This window comes from Paraglaciecola sp. (assembly GCF_051252315.1).
Taxonomy (GTDB): domain Bacteria; phylum Pseudomonadota; class Gammaproteobacteria; order Enterobacterales; family Alteromonadaceae; genus Paraglaciecola.
This window is the reverse complement of sequence record NZ_JBPOFP010000035.1, coordinates 19375-43061: the sequence shown is the minus strand read 5'-3', so window position 1 is coordinate 43061 and position 23687 is coordinate 19375. Positions and strand designations below refer to the sequence as shown.

Sequence of the window (23687 nt, the reverse complement as noted above, 5' to 3'; positions counted from 1 at the left end):
TCCAACGACTTTCCCCTATTTCTGAATTTACATAGTTGTATCAAATGCCCTAATTACTTACCAGCATTAAATAAATACCCCTAATGGTTCTTTATAAAAATAACTTTTAAAAGAAACTTTCCTCTTTTCTTGACTAGTAAGGAAAGCGGATAGAGCTGTACATAAAAACAGCACGCATTTGGTAAGTGTAATGAAAACTAAATATCCATATTTACAGTACATAAATGACTACATGTTAATCAGACGATTCTCACTAAAAACGATTGAATCTTATTTAAAATGGAGCACGTCATTTATTCATTATCACCAAAAACGACATCCAGCCTCAATGGGCGATAATGAGGTTGAAACCTACATTTTTCTCGTTCTAAAAGGCAATCTGAGTTACCTGTTGTTATGACAAAAGACGAAGTTAAATTACTACAAGCCGGCAATGATATTCGAACACTTCAAGAGTTACTTGGCCATTCTGATTTACGCACAACAGAAATATACACCCATGTGGTTGGTAATCGCAGAGCGGGCACAATTAGCCCAGTAGATTTAATGCTTGAAAGCTAACGTAAACAACATGACCCCTTCTTATCCAGAGTTCTGGCTAAATAGTCTGATAAATTATCGAATTCATGCTTTTGAGTTTTTTTTAAAGTAACGGCAAGGACGCCGTTATCCAAATTACGGTGAGTAACAGGCTTACCTGTATTAGTTTTGATAAACGTTTTTAACTGGTTGAAACGTGTTTTCAGCCAATACACCTTGTTTCATCCAATGGTTAAGGGCCAAAGCGATGCTTCGCACGTCGTATAAAGCATTGTGTACATGGCCATCAAAACTTAACCCTAAATGGTTAGCTAATTCACCACTACATAAATGGCTACCATCTAGGTTTTGTTTACGGATCATGGCATGTAAATTATGAAAACCTTTTTTGAAGTCAGGCATATCAATACCATTTAAGAGACAGTTATCAGTTAATATATTAATGTCATTGCCCCATGAAAAACATGGCAAGGAGCCTTGTTCGGTAAACTGGTAAAATTGTTGTAAGACTGCTGGAAAATCGACACCCATTTCATCTAATACGTGTTGTTCAATGCCCGTTAATTCTATGATGTAGTCACTCAAAATGTTATTCACTTTAGGTTTAACTAAACAGTTAAAGCTAGATGTGATGTCTAGTTCTGTGAGATCTAATCGTACTTTAATAGCTGCAATTTGAATGACTTCTCTATGTTCCCAAACTTCTGACCAATTTCGCTCTTTAGAGCCCTGCCAAGCAGTAAATTCTGTATCAAAAATAACTAAAGTTTGCGGCATCTCAAATACAACTCGAAAACAAAATAGGTTGTTTAATTAATGCCCATTGCTGATTTAAAGTCAAATAATCTAAGTTAACTCACACTTATTCTTGACCCTAGGACAAAGCTTGCTTATAAATGACCTTCATTTCTCGACAAAGTGTGTTGAATGTCTGTTAAACATCCTATTATAGCCATTACCGGTTCATCCGGTGCCGGCACAACTATGACAACAAATGCCATTAGGCATATCTTTCGTAATTTGTCTGTAAATGCTGCGGTAGTGGCGGGAGATAGCTTTCATCGTTTCACTCGACCTGAAATGGAAGTCGAAATCCGCAAAGCCCAAGAGCAAGGTAGGCATATTAGTTATTTTGGCCCTAAAGCCAATGACTTTGAAATGTTGGAGTCATTGTTTACTGAATACGGTGAAACCGGTATGGGTAAACATAGACAATATTTACACACCTTCGACGAAGCAGTGCCGTTCAATCAAATGCCAGGTACTTTTACTCCTTGGCAGGACTTACCCGAAAATACAGATGTGCTGTTTTATGAAGGTTTACATGGAGGCGTAACCAACGACGAAGTAGACGTGGCCAAACACGTTGATTTACTGGTAGGCATGGTACCCATAGTAAACTTGGAGTGGATCCAAAAAATAGTACGAGATACAACAGACAGAGGGCACTCTCGAGAAGCGGTAATGAGTAGTATTGTACGAAGCTTAGACGACTACTTTAAATTCATTACCCCGCAATTTTCACGCACCCACGTAAACTTTCAGCGAGTGCCTACCGTAGACACCTCTAACCCATTTAGTGCACGTGAAATTCCAAGCCAAGATGAAAGCTTTGTTGTTGTACGTTTTCGAAGAGAAATGAAAACCGTCGATTATCCCTATTTATTAAAAATGATAGACGGCGCATTTATGTCTCGGATTAACACCATAGTGGTACCCGGAGGAAAAATGGGCTTAGCCATGGAATTAATTTTAAGCCCACTTCTTGAAGAGTTATTAGATAAAAAACGTCGGGCTGGATTTCAAATGGATTGGGTCAGCGAGGAATAATTAACCTCGTCTGTACGGCGGTTTTTAATTAATCGTTATTGTTGTTTGTACTTGTGCAACATACTTAAAATAATATCCGTTACTTTTTTAACTTCATCAATTTGTTCTTGTTTACTCATCTTAAACGGTAGCCCCAATAAACTACGCATGTGGGAATCACCTTTTAACAAATTAAAAAATGCACATGCCCAGTATCTAGCTTCATCCTGAGATAATTTATAAGCGGGATCATTTTCAATAAATGCACCTAAAGCATTAATTGCATATTGAGGGCCTGCTTCATAAAAAAGCTCAGCAACATGAGGGTTAGCATTCACCTCACCAATTAATACTCTATACATAGCCGTTACTTGTGGATCTTGCATCAAACTACTGAACTGCTCACCAATTCCCAACATTATTTCTTTAAGTGCAAAATTCCCCTGTTGGAGATGTGATTTGTCTAACTGGTATTCCGCACATTTAAATTCAATCACAGCTGAGAACAAAGCGTCTTTATTACTAAAGTGAGAATAAACCGTTTGTTTTGATACCTGAGCTTCATTCGCCACTAGATTCATAGACGTTTGACTATAGCCAAACTCTAAAAATGACTTAGTCGCTGCTAACAAAATATTGGTACGTTTTTCTTCACTTTTAGGTCGACCAGCCTTTATTTTTTGATTTTCCACTTTTGCTCTTTATAATTTATTTAATTATCATACTAGACGGTCTAGTATTTATATACTAGTCTATTTATCTCTACAAATTAGCACTTAGTGTGCTTTTACCAAAATATTATTATGAAGGCTCAAAATAATGAGTAGCAAGTTTAATTCTATTACCTCTAAAAAATTGACTATTTTTGTCATCTTAGCGGTACCTTTTTGTGCTGTGATATTTCTTATGATAGCGGCTGGATCTGGGCAAGTAACTCAAGCGCCAACTCAAGCTAAAATACACAAAGTATTTGTGCAACCCTCTGTTTTAGAAACGAGCCACCAGCAAAAAAAGATGGTTTATGGTCAAGTAGAGTCCAGTACACAGAGTAATTTGGGATTTGAGTTAAGTGGCAAAGTCATTGATGTATTTGTTGATGAAGGTGATGTGTTAACACCCAATATGTTATTAGCTAAATTGGACATTAGCAGGCTTGAAGCGTCAAAAGCAGAAATTAACGCCTCGTTGGCTCGCACCCAAGCTGATTTACGGTTAGCTAAATTATCGCTAAAACGAGTAACAGAACTCGTAGCAAAAAACCTAGAGTCACAACAAAAACTGGATGAAGTCACAGAGTTAACGTCATCAGCAGCAGCTTTGGTCAAAGAAATTCAAGCTAAGAAATCTTCATTGCAACTAGAGGTCGAAAAATCTTCTCTTTACGCTAGTGAAAACTCAATTGTTGTTTCTAGGCCTATAGACAGAGGTTCTGTTGTTGCGGTTGGCCAAACAGTATTCAGCGTTCAACACGAAAATACATTTGAAGTACGAATTGGCATGCCTCAAGACCAAGCTTTTGCATTGCAAGTTGGACAAATTCATACTTTGTATTACTCAGATCAAGCATTAACCGGCAAAATAAAATCAATCGCGAAACAGCGTAAACGTGATACTCGCACCATAGACGTTATTTTTAACATAGAAATCCCACACAACTTGCCTTTGTTGTCGGGTGACTTAGTGGCTTTTGAATATAGTCAAAATACACCTGAAGCCGGCGTTTGGGTTGATAAACAAGCTTTAACCAGCGGTATTCGCGGACTGTGGACAATATTTGTGGTGCCTTCAACAGGCCAACACACGGTTAATTCGAAGTCTGTTGAAATTTTGTATGCCGAAAAAAACAAAGTATTTGTAAGGGGCAACATTGCTCCAAGTGACTGGTTAGTTGTTAGTGGTGGCCATAGGTTAGTCCCGGGACAATTAGTTCAAGCCGTTGCTTCAAACACCACAAGCAGCCAATAACATGTCGACACCTTCTCACACTTCCACAAACAGCCCTTGGTTTAGCGCCTTTTTCAACAATGGTTACTTGTTAGCACTGAGTATCATTATTTTATTGGTTGCAGGTTTATCGGCCTTGTCATCTTTACCACGACTCGAAGATCCACGCATCGACACCAGAAATGTATTAGTCATAACGCCTTATCCCGGCGCTTCTGCTGAAAGGGTAGAGGCCTTAGTCAGCGATGTGATTGAAGATGAGTTAAGACAATTATTCGAAATCAAAGAGCTCAAATCCACTTCTAGAGCCGGCATTTCAATCCTGAATATTGAATTGCAAGATTGGGTAGACAATACAGTCAATGAACAAATTTTTTCGAAAATGCGTGACCGACTGTCAGCTGCACAACAAAAATTCCCTATGGGCGCTGGTGTACCTGTTTTAGACGAACAAAGAGGCGCCACGTCTTTTACCTTACTCGTCGCCATGAAATCACCAAAGGGAGAGCCTACACCATTTTCAATATTATCCCGAATGAGTGAAGAGGTAGCAGATCGCTTACGTAATGTAGCTGGCACTGAAATTGTGCGCATTTTTGGAAAACTATCAGAAGAAATAGTCGTTAAAATCGATCCACAAAAATTAGCCCGTACTGGATTAACCATCAGCCAAGTCAGTCAGTTAATTTCAGCTGCAGATCCTAAAGTGCCGGCTGGTGTGTTGCATACAGACACACAAAACATCCGCATTCAAGTTGCCCAAGAATTAACTAGCTTAGATATCATACGTAACATTCCACTTAGAGTGTCTAGGGATAGCCAATTTCTGCGATTGGCCGATGTAGCAACAATAAGCCGAGGAGGGAAAGATCCACAAAAAGAGTTGGCCTATGTTGCAGGAGAGCAAAGTGTATTTATTGCAGCAAGAATGCAACCCAGACTGCGTTCAGACACTTGGACAAAAGACGCCAAAGCGACAATTGAGCGGTTCAATCAGCTTTATCAAGGCTCAACTGTGGCCGAAATTATATTTGAGCAAAACCAATATACAGAATCTAGGTTATTAGCATTAACTGAAAATCTGTTATTGGGCTGCTTAGTCGTCATGGCTGTGGTGTTTTTATTTATGGGGGCTCGCTCAGCTTGGATAGTCGGATTATCCCTTCCATTAAGTGCTGCCTTCACCCTATTTAGCCTAAGTTTTTTTGATGAACAAATTCATCAGATGTCGATATTTGGGATCATTATCGCGATAGGTTTATTAATTGATAATGCAATTGTGATTACAGACGAAATTCGCGCTAATTTACTGGATGAAACACTCTCTAGACTCGACGCCTTGGTGAAAGCACTGAGGCATTTATTTAGTCCACTTTTAGCGTCTACGTTAACCACTATATTAGGGTTTATGCCTATATTCCTGCTTCCTGGAAATATAGGTGATTTTATTGGCTCAATCGCTATTAGCGTGGTTATGGCACTCATTGGCTCTTTGTTTATTTCTTTAACCATAATCGCTTCGTTAGCGGCTAAATATCTGCCTAGACCAATTAAAAATACGCCTTCACCTGCATGGCACAAAAGTGGGATCCAAGTGCCTATTATGTCTAACTGGTATCGCAGTTTTATTACCTACAATATGAAAAAACCTGTGTATGCACTCATAGTAGCTATTGCTCTGCCCATTGCTGGCTTTGGTTTATCCTCTCAACTTGGTAACGTGTTTTTCCCGAGTGCAGACCGAAATCAATTTGCATTACATGTATGGTTGCCCGATGGCTCCTCGATTAGCCAGAGTCAAAAGTTAGCGTTACAAATGGATCAGCGCATTAAACAACATACACAAGTCACACAAATTACTTGGTTGGTGGGGGGCTCGACCCCGTCTATTTACTATAACCAAGTCATGAGTCGCGATAATAGCCCACACTACGCCAATGCGGTGGTGAAAACATCAACGGTTAATCAAGCCTCTGAATTAATTGGAACCTTACAAAACGAGTTAGACGAGCATTTCCCACAAGCAAAAATTGTGGTTAGGCCCTTTGGTCAAGGCCCACCAATATCAGCTCCAATTGGTGTTGAAATTTATGGCCCAGACTTAAACGTCATTAACCAATTAGGTGAGCAAGTCAGACTCGCTATGTCTCAAGTTCCTGGCGTCACTCAATCTATAGCGTCAATTACTATGGGTGAGTCTGAATTAGTATTAAATGCCAGTCGAAACGTATCGTCACTCAGTGGCCTTTCACTCAATGCCATTGCGGGGCAATTACAAACATACTTAGACGGAGCAACAGGAGGTTCGGTATTAGAAGGCACTGAAGAGTTGCCTGTCAGGATACGAGCAGATCAAACTCAACGCTCAAGTATTTCACAAATCGAAACCTTACCTTTGCTCAGCGCAAACCTTGGCAATAACCCAGCGACAATACCTGTTTCAGCTCTTGGCGAGTTCTCCTTAAACTCAAGTATTGCCAGTATCACTCGAAAGAACGGAGAAAGGGTCAATATCGTAGAAGCATTTTTGTTACCCAATGCCACTGCTGTTGATGCCAGTATTGCGGTGCAAAAAAAGCTCCAAGAACAGGGCTTTGAACTTCCTAAAGGGTACCGAATAAAAATGGCGGGAGATGCTGATGAGCAACAAAAAGCCATGGGCTCTTTAATTACCTATTTACCCGTGTTGTTAGTATTAATGTTAACCACGTTAATTTTGACCTTTAAAAGCGTAAAGCTAGCAGGCTTAATAGGCTCAGTCGCTATACTGTCTGTAGGTTTGGGTTTTCTAAGTTTATGGTTATCTGGCCTACCGATTGGTTTTAATCCATTGTTAGGTTCTGCTGGGTTAATCGGTGTTGCGATCAATGGTTCTATCGTTGTGATTGCCGCCATTAATGGAAATACCAAAGCTAAAAATGGTGATATAGATGAAATCGTCAACGAAACCATGAGTTGCAGTCGACACATTTTATCTACCACCTTCACAACACTAGGCGGATTTATTCCCTTGTTATTATTTAGTGAAGGATCTTTCTGGCCACCATTGGCGGTTGTGTTAGCAGGAGGGGTGGGCTTTTCAGTTATTCTATCTTTGTTATTTACCCCCATCATTGCAGGTAGGCTCGCCATTAGAGCAGGCAGAAAAGCCTCTGCTTAAAAACGCCTGATAACAATGACAAATTTTGTAACAAAGCAAAGTTCGAGTTATACACAGTATACTTTTGAATTGATTAGCTTTCACTTATAGTGTTCAAATAGAAGTTAAAGCACATTTGAGGTATTGGTATGGGACAAGAAACTACAAAAATTTTGGTTGTTGATGATGACATGCGACTACGTAGCTTATTGGAACGCTATTTAGTTGAACAAGGTTTTCAAGTTAGAGCCGCTGCCAATTCCGAACAAATGGATCGATATTTAGAACGTGAAAACTTTCATTTGATCGTTTTAGATTTGATGTTACCTGGCGAAGATGGTTTATCAATCTGCAGAAGACTACGCCAAAAAGAAAATGATATTCCAATTGTGATGTTAACGGCTAAAGGGGATGAAGTAGATCGCATCATAGGCCTAGAAATGGGTGCAGACGATTACTTACCTAAACCATTTAACCCTCGAGAATTATTAGCACGAGTCAAAGCCGTATTACGTCGTAAAACCATAGAAGCGCCAGGAGCCCCTTCCCAAGAAGAACAAGTCGTAGAATTCGGTAAATATTCATTAAACCTAGGTACCAGAGAAATGTTATCTGACGGTGAACCTATGACGTTAACCAGCGGTGAATTTGCTGTGCTTAAGTCACTCGTGACTCACCCAAGAGAACCCTTATCACGTGACAAACTAATGAACTTAGCGAGAGGTCGTGACTATAGCGCCTTAGAACGCAGTATCGATGTGCAAGTTTCACGTCTAAGACGCATGTTAGAAGAAGATCAAACTAATCCTAGGTACATTCAAACGGTATGGGGTTTGGGTTACGTATTTGTGCCCGATGGTGAAAGTGCATCTTAAGTTTTAGCCATTTAAAAAGTATTACATTAGTGTGAGAATTTTACCTAAAAGCAGTTTTGGTCAAACCGTCTTATTAATAGGCATTTTGTTGTTTATCAACCAAGTGGTATCACTTGTATCGGTTACCTATTATTTTGTTAGCCCTAACGTGCAACAAATTAATAATTTACTAGCCAATCAAATTAAACTGGCTTTCGATGAAGGTTTACATGGTGACGATCCTCAGATTGACTTAAGAATTTTTAAAACGACCGGAATGCAAGTCTTAACTGACTCAGAGGCTTCAGCGAATGGCCTTGACCAAGCGGTGCCTTATCAATCTTGGTCTAAACAAATGTCTTATAACTTGGGAGGAGAAGCCCAGGTCAAAATCACTCACGGCGAACCCTACTTATATTGGATTAAACCACCTCAAGATCCATCCATTTGGATCACTATTCCCATAGTTGGCCTTAGCCAAGGCGATGGCTCCCCTCACTTAGTGTATTTGTTAATGATAGGTATTTTGAGTGTAGGCGGCAGTTTAATTTTTGTAAGGCGTATTAACCGCCCATTAAAAGCCCTGGAAGTAGCTGCGATTAGTGTAGGTAAAGGGCAAGTACCTAAACCTTTGAATGAAGAAGGCTCTAGCGAACTAATAGCTGTTACGGGTGCTTTTAATCAAATGTCTAAAGGTATCAAACAACTAGAAAAAGATCGGGCATTATTAACGGCAGGTATATCTCACGATTTACGCACTCCTTTAACTCGTATTCGATTAGCTTCGGAAATGTTACCTGATGATCAAGACTGGATTAAAGACGGTATTGTGCATGACATAGAAGATATGAACGAAATAATCGATCAATTCATAAATTATGTTCGCCAAGACCAACAAGAGACCCTAGAACAAGGGGATATTAATGATTTAATCAATGATGCGGTCAATGCCCGTAACATAGAAGAAAATCACCAGATTGAATTAGACCTTAATCCTTTACCACTGATTCTAATTCGTAGAGTGGCCTTAAGACGTGTTCTGGAAAACTTAATTGAAAACGCTTTTCGTTATGGTGGAGAACACATCCAAATTACCTCTACCCATGATAAAAAACATAGACAAGTGAGTTTCTCTATTCGAGATTTTGGCCCAGGTATACCAGAAGACAAAATTGAAGCTTTGTTCGAACCTTTCACCCAAGGTGATAAAGCCCGTGGAAGTTTGGGGTCGGGACTTGGTCTAGCCATCATTAAACGCATTGTAAGTTTACATTCAGGGACAGTATCACTTAGTAACCATACTGAAGGTGGTTTAGTGGCAAAGGTCACTATCAGCTATCAGACTTAATTCCTGAATTTATCTGCAAATAATTCCTCAGCGACGAATGTCAGCAAAAAGTGTATTCTACTAAAATATTTACTGTACTAATTATTGTTAATGTTTACTGATCCCAACCCCACTCAAGCCGTTCGTTATGGCGAAATTGTCGAAAGTGACTTTGTTCCGCCGTGGTGGGCTAAAAATCGGCATCTACAAACTATTTTTCCCCGGTTCCTGCAAAAAAGAGCCAAGCTCAATTACCGCAAAGAAAAGCTACAGTTACCTGATGGTGATTTTGTTAATTTAATTTGGGCTGGCGACATTAAAAGTTCAAATGGTTTAATTACGTTATTTCATGGCTTAGAAGGTTCAATTCGGTCCCACTATACTAATGACATGGCTGCCAATTTAGTTAGACAAGGTTATGCCGTGGTTCTCATGCATTTTAGAGGATGCGGTGGCGAAGCGAACCTTAAGCCAAGAGCTTATCACTCAGGTGAAACCGAAGATGCTTGGTACTTTTTAAACTGGCTAGAAAAACAATTTCCAGAAACTCGCAAGGCCGCCATAGGTTTTTCATTGGGCGCGAATATGTTGTTAAAATTACTCAGCGAGCAACCCAAACAAAAAATATTACAAGCGGCTATGGCCATATCAGTCCCCTTTCAACTCGATGTTTGTTCAACCAACATTAACCAAGGATTTTCACGCATTTATCAAGGGTATTTATTAAAAAGCATGATTAATAATCTACTATTAAAGATGCGTTCCATTGATTATAAAAACCTACTCAAGGTTAACGAAACTCAAATCAAACAATTCAAAAGTTTCAGAGAATTTGACCAACATATCACTGCACCACTCCATGGTTATGAAGACGCAGCAGATTATTATAAAAAATGTAGCTCCGCCAATTTTTTGCAAAACATCAGCACACCTACTTTAGTGGTTCACGCTAAAGATGATCCCTTTATGCACGAAACTATTGTGCCTAATGCCAATGAACTGTCACCTAGTGTTGGCTTGGAAGTCAGTGAAAAAGGAGGTCACGTAGGTTTTTTACAAGGTACACCTTGGCGACCTAAAATTTGGATGCACCAAAGAGCCAATCGTTTTTTGAATGCTTTTTTTGACGAGTTCAATACCACAAACAAAGCGACAAACCAGTAATGATTATTCCTGTATCAGAAATAGCCACAGACACGCTTATGAATATAATTGAAGGATTTGTATTACGTGAAGGCACCGAGTACGGCAGCGTAGATTGTGATTTAGCTGACAAAGTAGATCAAGTTTTACAGCAACTAAAACGAGGCGAGGCTTTGTTGGTCTATTCGGAGCTTCACGAATCAGTCAATATCGTACCTAAAGACCAACTCGCAGCCACGCAAGAAGAATACTAACACTCTGCCCAACTCTTATAAAATGCCGCTGTTGCGGCACTTTAAATAAACTGAACACTCCTTATCCCGAGTTCAGGATAAATAATCTAAGCTTCTAGTCAGAAGTAAGTAATAAATTAAAAGACACGGGTACCGTTAATCCAATACTGGGTAAACCCGCTAATTTCTGTAAGGTTTCTACCCCTTGTTTCAATCCAAAATCAGCCGCTGAAATTAATATGGGCTGGATACTGGTAGCAACAAATTCCCCACCTTGGGTTTTAGTCACCTGTATATTCAAATTTAGTGGTTTGGTGATTTTCATTAAGCTCAAACTAGCTGTTAGTTTCACTTGTTGTGACTGACCATTTTCAAGTTTCATCACTTCGGTTGGTAACTTGGCGCTAATGTTTGCACTTGGAAACGTGCCTACTTTAAACAGCTGTTCACGCATGCGGGTATTACGAATATCAATGCCGGTTTCAACTGAAGCCAAATCAATAGACAAGTCAAACTGCCCACTTTTTGTAAGTTTGGCTGAAAGCTGTTTGAAATGATGAATTTCGCTTACGTGTTGTTTTTTAGTAGAAACAAAATGCACACTAGATTGCTCATTCTGCAAACTCCAATTAGCTATAGCAGATGCTGATATTAGTCCGCTCGCAAACAAACTAACGAGTAAAATAGGAGATGTTTTTTTCATTTTTATTTACTTTCCTGATATTTAACAATAGACGTCCAGTCAACATTTTTATCACCCATCACAATAAAGTCTGGGTTAGTTAATTCTTCTCTTTGATTGTAAGTTAATGGACTAAAATCATGGGCCAAAATTGAACCACCAGCTTCTGAGACTATGCATTGTGATGCACCTGTATCCCATTCACCGGTAACCCCAAAGCGTATAAATACATCTGCTTTTCCTTCAGCAATAAAACACGCTTTTAACGAACAGCTGCCTAACGGTAAGGTTTGATAAACTCTTTCAGTGTCCATACAGTTCATCACTTTTTCTCGGGCTTGCCTGCGACTAATGGCAATCATGATCACGTCTTTTTCGGTATCTTTGAAAGGTCTAACATGAATTTGTTTAGAGTCAGAAGGGCTTTCTTTGTGAGCACCATGGCCTTTCAATGCATAATATAATGTTTCCCCTGCAGGCCAATATATCACGCCCATTACTGGCTCGTTATTTTCAACTAAAGCAATGTTAACTGCAAAATCACCACTGCGAGCAACAAATTCTTGAGTGCCATCAATTGGGTCTAACAACCAGTAACGCTGCCAATGTTTGCGGTTTTCGAGAGGGCCACAATCAGACTCTTCAGACATAATAGGAATGTCTGGGGTTTGCTTTTGCAATATATCCATGATGATTTCATTTGATTTATAATCAGCGGATGTGACGGGTGAATCATCGTCTTTTTGATAACTAGTAAAATCGCCTTCATTATATAAATCAAAGACGACCTTGCCTGCTTCAACAGCTGCATCTTTGGCTATTTGTAATAATTCTTGTGCGTTTTCAGTTGGCATTATTACCTCTTTTTCCATTTTTCAACTAATAACAAAGCTGCGATACATCTCGCTTCGATAAAATCCTCTCGTGCCAATAAAGCATCAAGGTCGTTCATTGACCACTTAATAACATCTAGTGGCTCTGGCTCATCTCCTGCTAACACTTCCGGATATAAGTCTTGTGCAATAAAAATGGCCATTTTTGAATCAAAAAATGCCGGAGCCATACTCAAATTATGCAATGGATGTAAAAGGTGAGCACCATAACCCACTTCTTCTTTTAGCTCTCGATTAGCCGCTATGTCGGGCGTTTCACCTGGGTCAATTAACCCTTTGGGGAAGCCCAGTTCGTAGGTATGTGTGCCTGCTGCATACTCTCTCACTAACAAAAATTCATGGTCGTTGATAAAAGGCACTATCATCACAGCACCTCGGCCACTGCCAGCCATTCTTTCGAAGACACGCTTTTCACCATTCGAGAATTCTAAATCAAGTTGCTCAATTTTAAACAAGCCACTTTTTGCCACCACATTACGATTATGAATTTGTGGAAGTGTTTTACTTTTGTTTATGTTGCTCATCAATAATTCACGTTAATATAGGCAGCTATTGGTTATAAATTACTTAAAAATCAGTGTATTTAAATATACCTGTTAAATAAAGGACACGCCACTTGTCAACGCTCGCTTGGAAAGAAATTAATACTGTTTTACTGGATATGGATGGCACATTGCTGGATTTACATTTTGATAATCACTTTTGGTTACACCATGTTCCGCAGAAATTGGCTAAACAAAACGGTATATCGATACAAGAAGCCACCACATTTATTAAAGCAGAGTATGAAAAAGTAACAGGTACCTTAAGTTGGTACTGTTTAGATTTTTGGGCAGACAAACTCAACATGGATATTGTTGAAGCGAAACGAGAAGTTGAACATCTAATTAAAATGCGTGACGACACCATCCCTTTTTTAGATGCGCTTAAGGATTCAGGGAGAGAAGTCATTTTAGTGACCAACGCCCACCCAGATAGCTTATCTCTTAAAGTGGAACATACCCAGCTAGACGAACACATTGATTTATTAATTTCGACCCATGAATTTAGCGTAACCAAAGAATCACAGCTACTATGGCAGAAACTACAAGCAAAATTGAACTTTGATCCGAAACACACTTTATTTGTAGACGACAGTCTAGGAATTTTAGAGGCAGCTAAGGAGTTTGGTATCCAACATTTGTTGGCTGTAAGTAATCCAGATAGCCAGCAACCCACAAGAGAAATTAATCACTTTCCATCAGTACAAGATTACCGGTATTTAATCGATGATATTATGACTCAGCCTTACAGAGTTGGCTAACTACCCCGAACTCTAGAGTGAGTTATTTCTCGGCGTACCAATAAAGAACAAATGCCACAGCGCCAAAACCAACAAATCCAAATGCAATTGGGGTAATGGTTTGATCGATATAACTACCTACAAAAACGGCGGTTGGCACCGAAAACAAACTGCTTAACGAACCAATAATTGCGGCACCAAGTCCGGCCATTTTTCCTAATGGTTGCATAGCCATTGAATTAATATTGCCAAACAAAATGCCAATACAAAAGAAAGCGGCAAACAAAGTCGTGACCAACTGCCACAATGGTGGAATACCATTATAGTGCAAACACAAAATAGCCAAAACAACCGAAAATACCATCCAACCTATCATGGCCCAAGTACACAAGGTTCGCATTCCTAAACGCATCACTAATGTACCGTTGGTAAATGAGGCGACCCCAATCGAAAACGACAACAATGCAAAATACATAGGGAACATTTCGCCGGTATCGTAAATCTGTTGAAAAACGGTTTGCGAAGCGCTGATATAAGCTAAGAAGGCACCAAAAATAATGCCCGAAGATATGGTGTAAAACATCACCAGTTTATGGGTCAAAATATACCGACTAGACTCCCATAACTTTGCCCAACTAAATGGTGTTCTCAGGTGTTTAGGTAAGGTTTCTGGTTGGCGGGTAAAAAACCAAATCCCAATAATCAAACCAATGATTAAAAAAGAAGAAAATATGTGCTGCCAAGACAACCAAATTAACACAGCTTGACCAAAGCTCGGCGCTAACATAGGCACAAGAATAAATATCATCATGATAAAAGACATGACCCGTGCCATGGCTTCACCTTCATACTTATCACGGATGACTGCTAACGTAGCTATTCTAGGACCAGAAACACCAAAAGCTTGAATAACGCGGCCGATGAGCATCATCTGTAAGGTGTCTGAAAACATGCAAACTAACGTGCCTAATGCAAAGATAATGAGCCCATGCAATATGGCATAACGTCGACCTTTATCGTCAGAAAGCGGGCCATAATACAACTGCCCAAAAGCCATACCCAAAAAGAATAATGAAACGATTAAATGGGTTTGTTGCGGGTCAGATACACCTAAATCTAGACCAATTTGATGCAGGGCAGGCAACATGGCATCAATACTTAGCGCCACAATTGAAGTCATCAACGCCATAAGCGCCACAAACTCCACTAAACCAATATCTGATTTAGTTTGTTTAGACGAAGATTGATGAGCCTGAGACATGAGTTTACCTAAAAAATGAAAGCGCGGAATTTTACCACTCCCTAATAATAGTGCTTTTATTTTTTATTTAAATTCAGATTAATTATTTCAACTTTAACCAGATATCACAAAGAGAAGTTTTATGGTGCACTTGAACGTTAAAGTTGTTTCTGAAAGGTTTTCAGGGCATTCATTAACTTTTGGCTTTCATCTACAAAATTACTAATCGTAAATACTTGAGTATCGTAAACCGCTACCTGATATTGCAATTTAGCTAACATGTCAGGTTGCATACGTAATAGTTTCGCAGCGTCACCCATCTCCCCATTAGGTATATCTAAATCACAACTTTCAGGCAATTTATTCGAAAAAGTCTTAGCAACCTCAATAACAATGTCACCACAGTTTTCTCTTATTGCATCTTGTATGGTAATGGGTATTAAGCCTCTAATAAACTCGCGGTAGGGTGCAAAATCTTTTATTTGTGGCAAATCATTAAAATCAGTAGAGTAATAACCAAAAATCAAACCTTTCAAATGGTCACTTTTAATTAAATTGATTTGCCCAGTGCTAAGCATTTCATTATAGGTGGCACGATTAGTCCAAGCACCATTAATTTGGCTAGCCTGATAAGCGCCAATAACAAATTGTTCATCATTTACAGAGCTATCACCATTTAATGCATTAATCGCATTGATTGCGTATTTTCTGACAACAACTTGGTAATCTAACTCAGATTTTAATGCGTCTTGATCGTTCTTTACATCAGCGCTGAGTCGATTAAGTAAAACTTTAGCCTGATGCTCGCCGGCTAATGTCTGATTCCAATTTGAAACTTGAATACCAATAAACACACCAACAACTACAATTGCCAAATCTATAAATACGGCAAACCAATTTTGCTCTTTTACATGTTTGGTAACACTTCGTAGCAGCATAAGTTACTCTTAAATGATTCAACTCATCCAATAAAAACGATAAAACACTTAATTTGTTTGGACGTGATTTTCAGGGTTTGCCAAATCTTTGATTCGGCCATTTCGTAAACTGTATATCCAACTATGGATTTTCACAGATTGTCCACGATTGGTCGCGTCTTTAATAATATTGCTACGACGCACGTTTTCGGCTTGTTCCATTACATTTAATTCACACATTCGAGCAGATTTATCATGGTCATTTAAGCCTGCTAACTCTTCTCTATGTTTATAAGCGAGATCTTTAATATGACCTAACCAGTTATCAATTAAACCAAACTGTTGATCACCTAACGCAGCATCAACACCGCCACAACCATAGTGGCCACATACTATGACATGTTTGACTTTTAATACATCCACGGCATATTGCAGTACAGACAAACAGTTAAAATCTGTATGAACAACTAGGTTTGCAACATTTCTGTGCACAAAAATATCACCAGGAATTAAACCTACAATTTGATTCGCCGGTACACGACTATCAGAACACCCTATCCACAAATATTCAGGGCTTTGTCTTTCAGACAAACGGTTAAAAAATTCAGGATCGGTTTCTTTAGTGGATTCAGACCAGTTTTTATTGTTTTCAAGTAGTTGAGAAATTTGTTTCATAAGACCTCTTAGCTAGAGCGGCAAGTATAAAGCGTCCTTCTGCCACAACAAATCCAACCTCCAGTAGGATTAACTAATGGCTAGGATACTGAGCCTAGTCTGGCTTTCAACCATAAATTATGTGTGGCTATTTAATTGAACCCGTATCTAAGAGTTGATTTAATTTTGCGAGATCGTTAATAAATCGATTTTGTCGTTTATTTGCCCAAATCCAAACTATAGGTAACACGACTACTAATATGGCAATTGAATAGGGTGCTTTCGCCATAATCTTCTCAAGAGGTAAAATATTTAAATAATACAGCCCTCCCAAATGCACAACAGGCATGAGTGTCGAGGGCCAAACTGAATGTTTAGTCACAAAAGCAATTTTTATATTATTGGTAATTTGTTTACGCAATTTTTGTATATGTTGCTCAGTGTCTGAACTAGACCAACCAATGGCAAACCGCCTTAACCAAATAAGATAAGCCACAAAAGGCACACATAGTGCAAAAACACAGATTAATAATATGCGCGTAAAACTATCCAATTTGTCCGCATAAAATAGAACAAAGCCAAAAGGCAAAACTAAACTAAGTATGTCTAACAGCGCATACATTCGATGCTTTAATTGCGTGTTTTTCCATTGTTTTTTGGTCACTAACACATCAGGTTTTTCTACACTTTGTTGTTGCCAAAGTTGATTTAAAGGGTCGATGTTATTCGTCATGATTGACTCGCTCCATTAACGCAGCTCTTGTTCGATTTAGGATCACACCCACATTAGATTTAGTGACACCTGACGCCTCTGCTATATCGGTATAACTTAACCCCTCCATGGACATGGTGACGATTTGTCTACTTTGTATAGGCATATGGCGAATTTCTTCTAGTAAGGTCTCAATTTTTTGCTGTTGCTGTACCTGAATTTCCGCGCTTTTTTCACTATTAGCTGCCGGTTCATGGACTTCACAATAACTATCATTGCGAGGTAGCTTTGCTTGGTAAGTGACATGCGTTACGGCTTTATTGTGAGCCACTTTTAAAATGTAAGTTTTAATACTGCTTTGCGCTTTAAATTTTTCCAACGACTGCCAAACAGCTAAAGTGATTTCTTGCAACAACTCTTGGCGTAAATGAAAGTTGGCCTCATAGGTCGCGGCTACTCGACCGAGCAAAGCAGCGTGTTCATCCATAATTTGTAAAAATTCACGACTCAAGTTTAGGTACTTCTTATCACATCAGTTGAATGTTTTTTGTATTAGTCTGAGCAAATTTTTTTTTATTACAAATTCCATGTAATAAATATTCACAAACAAAGACTATTAGAATGAATACTTAATTGAGAGCAAAAAAATGTACTTATTATTACTATCAGTTCATCTACTATTCGTACGAAAGTTGATGATAAATTATTTGAGTCCGACAGAGCCCGTGGTTAGTCGGATTTAACCGGATTTAATATCCGTCTTGCGCTTTAAAGGTATTTTTCCCATAGCAATGCCATTACCGATTAGCACTATTGCTACGCCAACAAATGCTTCCGTATGCCATTCATACCCTTCAAATATGGTGGACAAAATGAGTGCAACTATGGGGTACACCAAAACAACATAAGCGACCTTATCTGAGCCCATTTGTTTAACTAATTGCATATAAGCCCCAAACGCTATGACCGAGCCAAAAACCGTAAGGTAAAACATTGAAAGGTAATAGTTAGGATTGGATGGGATCACAAACTCAACACCACTAAACAAAACCGCAATAAATAGAAAGACTACGCCATAACTCATAGCCCAAAAATTCATCTGAATAACAGGCGTGCCATGATCTAAAATCCGTTCAGAAATCACATTACCTAAAGATGCAAAAAAGAATGAACCTAAAGCAAAACTAATCCCTAAAACTAAATAGTCATTGGCCGTTACTTTTGAGAACTCCGGTAAAAAGATTAAACCTATACCAATCATGCCTAAAGTCGCCCCTACCATGACTTCAAATCGAATCGGCTTTTTTAATAATACTCGACGTAATAATACATTGATGTACACCATTCCAGAGCTCATTAACGCCACAATAGCACTAATAATGTATTGCTGACTTTGGTACAACAATGAATAGTCCATTGTGTATAAACACAAACCAACAAAAACCATTTTCACATGGATATGGGTAGGTAAACTTAAAGATAACTTTTTGAATTTGCAGTAACAAAACAAAATAAAAGAAGCAGCAAAAAATCGATAAGCCACGGATAATACCGGATCTACCTCTCCAAATTGAAAGGTAATAGCGAGCCAAGTGGATCCCCAAATGAGAACAACGACTAAAAATAGCAAGGGACTAGACAAAGGTTTAATCCTCTTAATGAAAGGTTATACTGCACTTAAGTTTATCTTTAAATTAGAAACTAAGTAGTCTCTCGATGAAAAAAATATTGCTCTCAATCGCCATCATCATCATTTTACTCATTTCAGTAGTCGCCTATCGCACTTATTCGGTATTCGAGAACCATCAGTACCAAGTATCAACTCCTATTCCAGCGATTAATATTGATCAAGACCAGGCTATCCAACGATTTAGCCAAGCAATACAAATTCCAACCGTTTCTTATGACGATTTAAGTAAAATTGACTTGGCCGCCTTTGAATCTTTTCATCAATTTTTAGCAACTAACTTTCCGCTGACCCATCAAAAAACACAAATCACTAAGTTTGAAGACTTTAGTTTACTGTACCACTTAGAAGGCACAAACAAACAATTGAAACCGGCTCTATTTATGGGCCATATGGACGTAGTGCCAATTGATCCTGCTTCAAAAGACAAATGGTTACATGACCCGTTTTCAGGAAAACTAGTTGACGGCACAATATGGGGCAGAGGAGCCATAGATGACAAAGTCAGCGTGATAGCCTTGATGGAAGCGATGGAGTTATATTTATCTCAAGGTAAACAACCCAAACGTAGTATTTATTTTGCCTTTGGCCACGATGAAGAAGTAGGAGGCAAAGGTGCCATAGCAATAGCTAAACATTTCAAACAACAAAATACCCAATTTGAATTTGTAATGGATGAAGGGGGTATTATTGCAGATGGTTTAGTACCGGGCGTATCGCAACAAGTTGCTCTAATTGGTGTGGCCGAAAAAGGCTTTGTTAATTTTCGTCTAACCGTTAAAGGAGAGGGCGGTCATTCATCACAACCTCCGCCACATACAGCGGCGGGAATTTTGGCACAAGCCATAGTGCAAGTTGAAAACAATCCCTTTGCCGCTAAATTCGACTTTTTTGAATTGATGTTTAAACGTATTGGTTACGCAACCGACCTATCTTTGCGTATACCGCTGGCTAATTTGTGGATTTTAGAGCCTATCGTCATGCAAGTACTTACCGCTAAACCTAGTACCGCAGCAAGCGCCCGAACCACTACTGCAGTGACTATGTTGCAAGGTAGTACCAAATCAAATGTATTACCCACAGTGGCCAGTGCAGTGGTAAATTTTCGGATATTACCGGGAGACACACAAGACAGTATTCGTGCACATTTAGAAAAAGTCATAGATAACCCACAAGTTGAAATTACCGCTGAACTGGCAAATGAAGCGTCTGCGGTTTCACCTGCTGATAGTTATGGTTTTAACCTAATCGAATCAACTATTAGGCGCATAGACGACAATATTTTAGTCGCCCCTTACTTAATGATAGGTGCCACAGATGCCAGACATTTCCATGGCCTGTCGGACAACATATATCGTTTTATGATGGTCACGCTAAATTCTGAAACACTGAAACAGTTCCACGGTATCAACGAACAAATTTCAGTAGACGACTACCTGCGATCAATACAGTTTTACCATGCCTTAATCGAGCAATCGGCTTTGCCACCAATTAACTAACTTAGAGCTGAATGGTAAAAAGTCTCTAGGGCCCTATTAATTTGGCACTTAGTAATATAACCAAAACCTTAGGGCAATTATACTTACCGCAAAAAATCGGTGAATTACCCTAAAATTGCGGATAAATGATTGGAATAAACGCCAAAATAGACTAACTTAGATTAAAGTTTAGGTTTGATAGGGAAGTTCATGCAAAAAATATTGGTAGTTGATAATAGTCTCGAGACTCGAAACAACGTGCAGTCAGCATTAGCGTCACAATTTGACTGTTTAACCACAGATCTTAACCAAGACACTATTAAACAAGCTAACGAATACAAACCCGACATCATATTAATTGATATCAACTTGCCCGATATGGACTGCACTTCTTCTTACGAAAACTTTTCAACATTAAATTGCGGTAAAAAAGTCGTCATCATTTTTATATCAGAGAAGAATGATACGACCACCAAAATTAAAGCCTACAACGCTGGTGGCCATGATTTTATTGCTAAACCCTTTTCAAATACTGAACTCGTTACCAAAATGACAAGTTTTGGCGCATTAATTGAAGAGCGAAATACGCTAATCAATGACGCCCAGGACACCCAATCATTAGCCATGACCTCTATGAAACAAGCGTCTCACTATGGCTATATCATGAACTTTTTTAAAAACCTTTTTCATAGCAGCACTCCAGAACAAGTTGCTAATTTATTTTTTGAAGCGATGGAGTTTTGGGATCTAAAGGCTTGTCTGGTTTTAAGAACAGACGAATATTGTTACTTCAATGCGCCTTCTGATAATCAGATAAACCCAATTGAACGAAAGTTATTTGTGGCTCTAAAGGATGCAGGGAGGTTATATGCTTTTGGCAATCGATTATTAGTTAATGACGCTCATGCCTCATTCTTAATCAAAAACATGCCAAAAGATGAAGCAGAGGCGGGCGAAGTTCGAGATATTGTTGCAGCAATAATCGAAGGATTAGAAGCCAAGGTTATTGACCTGAAAAGGCAGGCAGGTTTGAGCTTAGTTACAGATAAACTTAGTACTACAATTGGTAATGTCCAAACCAGTGTCACCACCCATAATCAGTTAATTTCTTCTGTCGTAACCGACATGATGGGTACTATGGCGAGCAGCTTTCACAGTTTAGAATTAACTGAAATACAAGAAACATTTTTCCACGATTTATTTGAAAAAAGTGGGCAACGTATGATGAGTGTCGAACAAGTGTTGCTCGATATACAAGAGCAGCTGTGTTTATTGTCCAACCAAGTATTAGAAATTATAGAAGACACTAAACAAGAAGAAGAAACGACCTCGTCAAACACAGATTTAGAGCTGTTTTAAAGCCCGTCTAAATCCGAAAACTCATGAATTTCAACTATGTTTTGATGACCCTGAATCATAGTTGAATTTCCAATTATTTGAATATCTTGACTTGGGTTAAACCAAGTCGCATTAAGCCCTGCACTTAAAGCTGGATAAACATCTTTATCCAACGAGTCGCCTGTAATCATAATTTGCTTGGCGGGTGTATTCAGCTTATTCACTATCTTGGCATAATATTCAGGCTCAGTTTTACCTACACCTAAATTTTCACGACAAAATATATGTTGAATGTACTGGCTTAATCCCGCTCTTTGCAACGCTTGGCGAATTTGAATTTCTGTGGAGTCTTCAGCGTTAGTCGCTAAGTGGCATTGACTGGTTTTGTTTAATCTAATTAAACAATCTAAAGCGCCATCCACCACTTGGATTTCAGGCCAATCACACATAGGACCTGTTTGGTTAGGAAGATCTACCATTAAGGTGTCGCCCCAATCAAACAGGAAGTGTTTGATATCCATCAGATAAATATCATGCAGGGTTATTGACGAACTTCGCCATCTCCCATCACGATGAATTTTTCTGTTGTTAGTGATTCAGCTCCCATAGGCCCGTAGGCATGTAACTTACTAGTCGATATACCAATTTCAGCACCCAAACCTAACTGACCACCGTCTGAAAAACGTGAAGAAGCATTGGCCATCACTACAGCAGAGTTAATTCGGCGTATAAATTCCTGAGTTTTGGAATAATCTTGGCTGGCAATCACTTCTGTATGCCCTGAGCCATACTCTTCAATATGTTCAATGGCCTCATCAAAATCAGCAACCACTCTAACTGCAATTTCCATCGCCAAATATTCTGCATGCCAATCATCTTCTGTAGCAGGTGTTGCATCAGCGAAATACCCAATACTGTTTTCACAAGCATGTACCACAGTACTGTGCTCGGCCAACATAGCAGCCGCTTTTGGTAAAAAGTTCTTAGCAACATCTTGATGTACCACTAATGTTTCAAGAGAATTACACACTCCCGTACGTTGAGTTTTACCATTTTTAAGCAAGTTTAAGGCTTTATCTTCATCTGCAGCGCTATCAACATACAAATGGCAAACACCTTTGTAATGTTGGATAACGGGGATTCTGCTATTTTCAGAAACAAAACGAATTAGGCCTTCGCCACCTCTAGGAATAATCAAATCAATTGAATCATTTAGTGTCATTAACTCATTCATGACCGCGCGATCAGTATCAGGAATAACCACTACAGCTGCAGGATCAATTTGTTGTTTAGCTAAAGCGGATTTAATACATTCAGCCAAAGCCAAGTTTGAATGTAACGCTTCTTTACCTCCACGCAGAACCACAGCATTTCCAGCTTTTAAACATAAAGCAGCGGCGTCGATAGTCACGTTAGGGCGAGATTCATAAATCATCGCAATAACACCTAAAGGAATACGCATTTTACCCACTTGGATACCACTTGGCATACGTTGAATACTTGAGATATTTCCCACTGGATCTGATTGACCTGCAATTTCAATAACTGCATCAGCAATACCTTGAATACGTGCTGGGTCGAGCGCTAAACGATCTAACATAGCTGCATCTAGATTGTTTTCTTTTCCTGCAGCAAGATCTTTCTCATTAGCCGCTAAAATGCTGGGTGTATTTTCAGATAAAGCTTCAGCAATGTCTGTTAATAACTGATTCTTTTGTTCAGCATTTAAGTTAGCTACTTGGCGTGCGGCTTTTTTAGCCTGCTGTGCAGCGTCGGCGATGGAAAAACTCATGGTATATCCTCAATTAAAAATTA

The 23687-nt window shown here is 39.0% G+C and carries 24 protein-coding genes and 1 pseudogene; 12 read left to right on the top strand and 13 right to left on the bottom strand.

From position 1 onward, the window contains the following. The first annotated feature begins 190 nt into the window (after positions 1-190). Together ACSHXM_RS09100 and ACSHXM_RS09095 are read left to right on the top strand one after the other, a co-directional pair. The gene (locus ACSHXM_RS09100; RefSeq protein WP_435688443.1) at positions 191-400 is read left to right on the top strand and encodes a phage integrase N-terminal SAM-like domain-containing protein; all 210 of its coding nucleotides are present in this window, start codon (positions 191-193) and stop codon (positions 398-400) included. Between the two features lie 17 nt (positions 401-417). Next, positions 418-561 (top strand): annotated as a pseudogene (locus ACSHXM_RS09095) (tyrosine-type recombinase/integrase); the annotation flags it as partial. A 141-nt stretch (positions 562-702) separates the two neighbouring features. On the opposite strand, the gene ACSHXM_RS09090 reads toward ACSHXM_RS09095, so the two are convergent. Then, entirely contained in the window at positions 703-1317 is a 615-nt protein-coding gene (locus ACSHXM_RS09090) for a 3'-5' exonuclease (protein ID WP_435688442.1), read from the bottom strand. A 150-nt stretch (positions 1318-1467) separates the two neighbouring features. Between ACSHXM_RS09090 and ACSHXM_RS09085 the strand changes: the two genes are divergently transcribed. Beyond that, a complete protein-coding gene (locus tag ACSHXM_RS09085) occupies positions 1468-2370 on the top strand; it encodes a phosphoribulokinase (protein ID WP_435688441.1) in 903 nt (300 codons plus the stop codon). 35 nt (positions 2371-2405) lie between these two features. On the opposite strand, the gene ACSHXM_RS09080 is transcribed toward ACSHXM_RS09085, so the two are convergent. Next, complete coding sequence (locus ACSHXM_RS09080; protein WP_435688440.1) at positions 2406-3041, bottom strand: TetR/AcrR family transcriptional regulator; 636 nt, start codon at positions 3039-3041, stop codon at positions 2406-2408. A 127-nt stretch (positions 3042-3168) separates the two neighbouring features. Here ACSHXM_RS09080 and ACSHXM_RS09075 point away from each other — a divergent pair, with 127 nt between their 5' ends. From ACSHXM_RS09075 to ACSHXM_RS09050, 6 genes are all read left to right on the top strand, one after another. After that, positions 3169-4314, top strand: coding sequence for an efflux RND transporter periplasmic adaptor subunit (locus ACSHXM_RS09075; protein ID WP_435688439.1), 1146 nt, complete (start codon positions 3169-3171; stop codon positions 4312-4314). Between the two features lies 1 nt (position 4315). Beyond that, entirely contained in the window at positions 4316-7453 is a 3138-nt protein-coding gene (locus tag ACSHXM_RS09070) for an efflux RND transporter permease subunit (protein ID WP_435688438.1), read from the top strand. A 128-nt stretch (positions 7454-7581) separates the two neighbouring features. After that, on the top strand, positions 7582-8307 hold the full coding sequence (gene ompR / locus ACSHXM_RS09065) for an osmolarity response regulator transcription factor OmpR (protein ID WP_435688437.1): 726 nt from the start codon (positions 7582-7584) through the stop codon (positions 8305-8307). A gap of 31 nt (positions 8308-8338) precedes the next feature. Further along, positions 8339-9634, top strand: a complete 1296-nt coding sequence (gene envZ, locus ACSHXM_RS09060; protein ID WP_435688436.1) for a two-component system sensor histidine kinase EnvZ — start codon at positions 8339-8341, stop codon at positions 9632-9634. Positions 9635-9724: 90 nt separating this feature from the next. Next, on the top strand, positions 9725-10777 hold the full coding sequence (locus ACSHXM_RS09055) for a hydrolase (protein ID WP_435688435.1): 1053 nt from the start codon (positions 9725-9727) through the stop codon (positions 10775-10777). Continuing rightward, entirely contained in the window at positions 10777-11010 is a 234-nt protein-coding gene (locus ACSHXM_RS09050) for a YheU family protein (RefSeq protein WP_435688434.1), read from the top strand. Before ACSHXM_RS09055 ends, ACSHXM_RS09050 begins: the two co-directional genes overlap by 1 nt. A gap of 94 nt (positions 11011-11104) precedes the next feature. On the opposite strand, the gene ACSHXM_RS09045 is transcribed toward ACSHXM_RS09050, so the two are convergent. Genes ACSHXM_RS09045 through nudE form a run of 3 tightly spaced genes read right to left on the bottom strand, consistent with a single transcriptional unit; the run spans position 11105 to position 13088 of the window. Beyond that, complete coding sequence (locus tag ACSHXM_RS09045; RefSeq protein ID WP_435688433.1) at positions 11105-11692, bottom strand: YceI family protein; 588 nt, start codon at positions 11690-11692, stop codon at positions 11105-11107. 2 nt (positions 11693-11694) lie between these two features. Next, on the bottom strand, positions 11695-12525 hold the full coding sequence (gene cysQ, locus ACSHXM_RS09040; protein ID WP_435688432.1) for a 3'(2'),5'-bisphosphate nucleotidase CysQ: 831 nt from the start codon (positions 12523-12525) through the stop codon (positions 11695-11697). Positions 12526-12527: 2 nt separating this feature from the next. Next, positions 12528-13088 (bottom strand): ADP compounds hydrolase NudE, encoded by a 561-nt coding sequence (gene nudE, locus ACSHXM_RS09035; RefSeq protein WP_435688431.1) that lies wholly within the window; start codon positions 13086-13088, stop codon positions 12528-12530. Between the two features lie 92 nt (positions 13089-13180). Here nudE and yrfG point away from each other — a divergent pair, with 92 nt between their 5' ends. Continuing rightward, complete coding sequence (gene yrfG / locus ACSHXM_RS09030; protein ID WP_435688430.1) at positions 13181-13867, top strand: GMP/IMP nucleotidase; 687 nt, start codon at positions 13181-13183, stop codon at positions 13865-13867. A gap of 22 nt (positions 13868-13889) precedes the next feature. Here yrfG and ACSHXM_RS09025 read toward each other — a convergent pair whose 3' ends face one another. The 6 genes from ACSHXM_RS09025 to ACSHXM_RS09000 form a co-directional block, all read right to left on the bottom strand. Next, the gene (locus ACSHXM_RS09025; RefSeq protein ID WP_435688429.1) at positions 13890-15107 is read right to left on the bottom strand and encodes a multidrug effflux MFS transporter; all 1218 of its coding nucleotides are present in this window, start codon (positions 15105-15107) and stop codon (positions 13890-13892) included. Positions 15108-15244: 137 nt separating this feature from the next. After that, positions 15245-16024 (bottom strand): DUF6090 family protein, encoded by a 780-nt coding sequence (locus ACSHXM_RS09020; RefSeq protein ID WP_435688428.1) that lies wholly within the window; start codon positions 16022-16024, stop codon positions 15245-15247. Between the two features lie 48 nt (positions 16025-16072). Further along, positions 16073-16678 carry a carbonate dehydratase gene (can, locus tag ACSHXM_RS09015; protein WP_435688427.1) on the bottom strand — a complete coding sequence of 202 codons (606 nt, stop codon included), beginning with the start codon at positions 16676-16678 and terminating at the stop codon, positions 16073-16075. A gap of 127 nt (positions 16679-16805) precedes the next feature. Then, positions 16806-17390 (bottom strand): hypothetical protein, encoded by a 585-nt coding sequence (locus ACSHXM_RS09010; RefSeq protein ID WP_435688426.1) that lies wholly within the window; start codon positions 17388-17390, stop codon positions 16806-16808. Then, positions 17380-17880: an RNA polymerase sigma factor gene (locus ACSHXM_RS09005; RefSeq protein WP_435688425.1), complete on the bottom strand. Its 501-nt coding sequence runs from the start codon at positions 17878-17880 to the stop codon at positions 17380-17382. The genes ACSHXM_RS09010 and ACSHXM_RS09005 overlap by 11 nt, the downstream gene beginning before the upstream one ends. Before the next feature lie 228 nt (positions 17881-18108). Beyond that, positions 18109-19011 (bottom strand): DMT family transporter, encoded by a 903-nt coding sequence (locus tag ACSHXM_RS09000; RefSeq protein WP_435688424.1) that lies wholly within the window; start codon positions 19009-19011, stop codon positions 18109-18111. A 74-nt stretch (positions 19012-19085) separates the two neighbouring features. Here ACSHXM_RS09000 and ACSHXM_RS08995 point away from each other — a divergent pair, with 74 nt between their 5' ends. After that, positions 19086-20555 (top strand): M20 family peptidase, encoded by a 1470-nt coding sequence (locus tag ACSHXM_RS08995; protein WP_435688423.1) that lies wholly within the window; start codon positions 19086-19088, stop codon positions 20553-20555. A 189-nt stretch (positions 20556-20744) separates the two neighbouring features. Then, a complete protein-coding gene (locus ACSHXM_RS08990; RefSeq protein WP_435688422.1) occupies positions 20745-21893 on the top strand; it encodes a response regulator in 1149 nt (382 codons plus the stop codon). On the opposite strand, the gene ACSHXM_RS08985 is transcribed toward ACSHXM_RS08990, so the two are convergent. Next, positions 21890-22393, bottom strand: a complete 504-nt coding sequence (locus ACSHXM_RS08985) for an HAD family hydrolase (protein WP_435688421.1) — start codon at positions 22391-22393, stop codon at positions 21890-21892. The two genes, ACSHXM_RS08990 and ACSHXM_RS08985, sit on opposite strands and share 4 nt — an antisense overlap. Positions 22394-22413: 20 nt before the next feature. Beyond that, a complete protein-coding gene (locus ACSHXM_RS08980) occupies positions 22414-23664 on the bottom strand; it encodes a glutamate-5-semialdehyde dehydrogenase (RefSeq protein ID WP_435688420.1) in 1251 nt (416 codons plus the stop codon). Positions 23665-23687 lie beyond the last annotated feature (23 nt).

Coding starts and splice junctions, on each gene's coding strand:
- ompR (WP_435688437.1), top strand. CDS start 7,582: ATGGGACAAGAAACTACAAAAATTTTGGTTGTTGATGATGACATGCGA.
- ACSHXM_RS08985 (WP_435688421.1), bottom strand. CDS start 22,393: ATGGATATCAAACACTTCCTGTTTGATTGGGGCGACACCTTAATGGTA.
- nudE (WP_435688431.1), bottom strand. CDS start 13,088: ATGAGCAACATAAACAAAAGTAAAACACTTCCACAAATTCATAATCGT.
- ACSHXM_RS08980 (WP_435688420.1), bottom strand. CDS start 23,664: ATGAGTTTTTCCATCGCCGACGCTGCACAGCAGGCTAAAAAAGCCGCA.
- ACSHXM_RS09050 (WP_435688434.1), top strand. CDS start 10,777: ATGATTATTCCTGTATCAGAAATAGCCACAGACACGCTTATGAATATA.
- ACSHXM_RS09010 (WP_435688426.1), bottom strand. CDS start 17,390: ATGACGAATAACATCGACCCTTTAAATCAACTTTGGCAACAACAAAGT.
- ACSHXM_RS09100 (WP_435688443.1), top strand. CDS start 191: ATGAAAACTAAATATCCATATTTACAGTACATAAATGACTACATGTTA.
- ACSHXM_RS09045 (WP_435688433.1), bottom strand. CDS start 11,692: ATGAAAAAAACATCTCCTATTTTACTCGTTAGTTTGTTTGCGAGCGGA.
- ACSHXM_RS09085 (WP_435688441.1), top strand. CDS start 1,468: ATGTCTGTTAAACATCCTATTATAGCCATTACCGGTTCATCCGGTGCC.
- ACSHXM_RS09075 (WP_435688439.1), top strand. CDS start 3,169: ATGAGTAGCAAGTTTAATTCTATTACCTCTAAAAAATTGACTATTTTT.
- can (WP_435688427.1), bottom strand. CDS start 16,678: ATGAAACAAATTTCTCAACTACTTGAAAACAATAAAAACTGGTCTGAA.
- ACSHXM_RS09070 (WP_435688438.1), top strand. CDS start 4,316: ATGTCGACACCTTCTCACACTTCCACAAACAGCCCTTGGTTTAGCGCC.
- ACSHXM_RS08995 (WP_435688423.1), top strand. CDS start 19,086: ATGAAAAAAATATTGCTCTCAATCGCCATCATCATCATTTTACTCATT.
- cysQ (WP_435688432.1), bottom strand. CDS start 12,525: ATGCCAACTGAAAACGCACAAGAATTATTACAAATAGCCAAAGATGCA.
- ACSHXM_RS09055 (WP_435688435.1), top strand. CDS start 9,725: ATGTTTACTGATCCCAACCCCACTCAAGCCGTTCGTTATGGCGAAATT.
- ACSHXM_RS08990 (WP_435688422.1), top strand. CDS start 20,745: ATGCAAAAAATATTGGTAGTTGATAATAGTCTCGAGACTCGAAACAAC.
- ACSHXM_RS09025 (WP_435688429.1), bottom strand. CDS start 15,107: ATGTCTCAGGCTCATCAATCTTCGTCTAAACAAACTAAATCAGATATT.
- ACSHXM_RS09020 (WP_435688428.1), bottom strand. CDS start 16,024: ATGCTGCTACGAAGTGTTACCAAACATGTAAAAGAGCAAAATTGGTTT.
- ACSHXM_RS09090 (WP_435688442.1), bottom strand. CDS start 1,317: ATGCCGCAAACTTTAGTTATTTTTGATACAGAATTTACTGCTTGGCAG.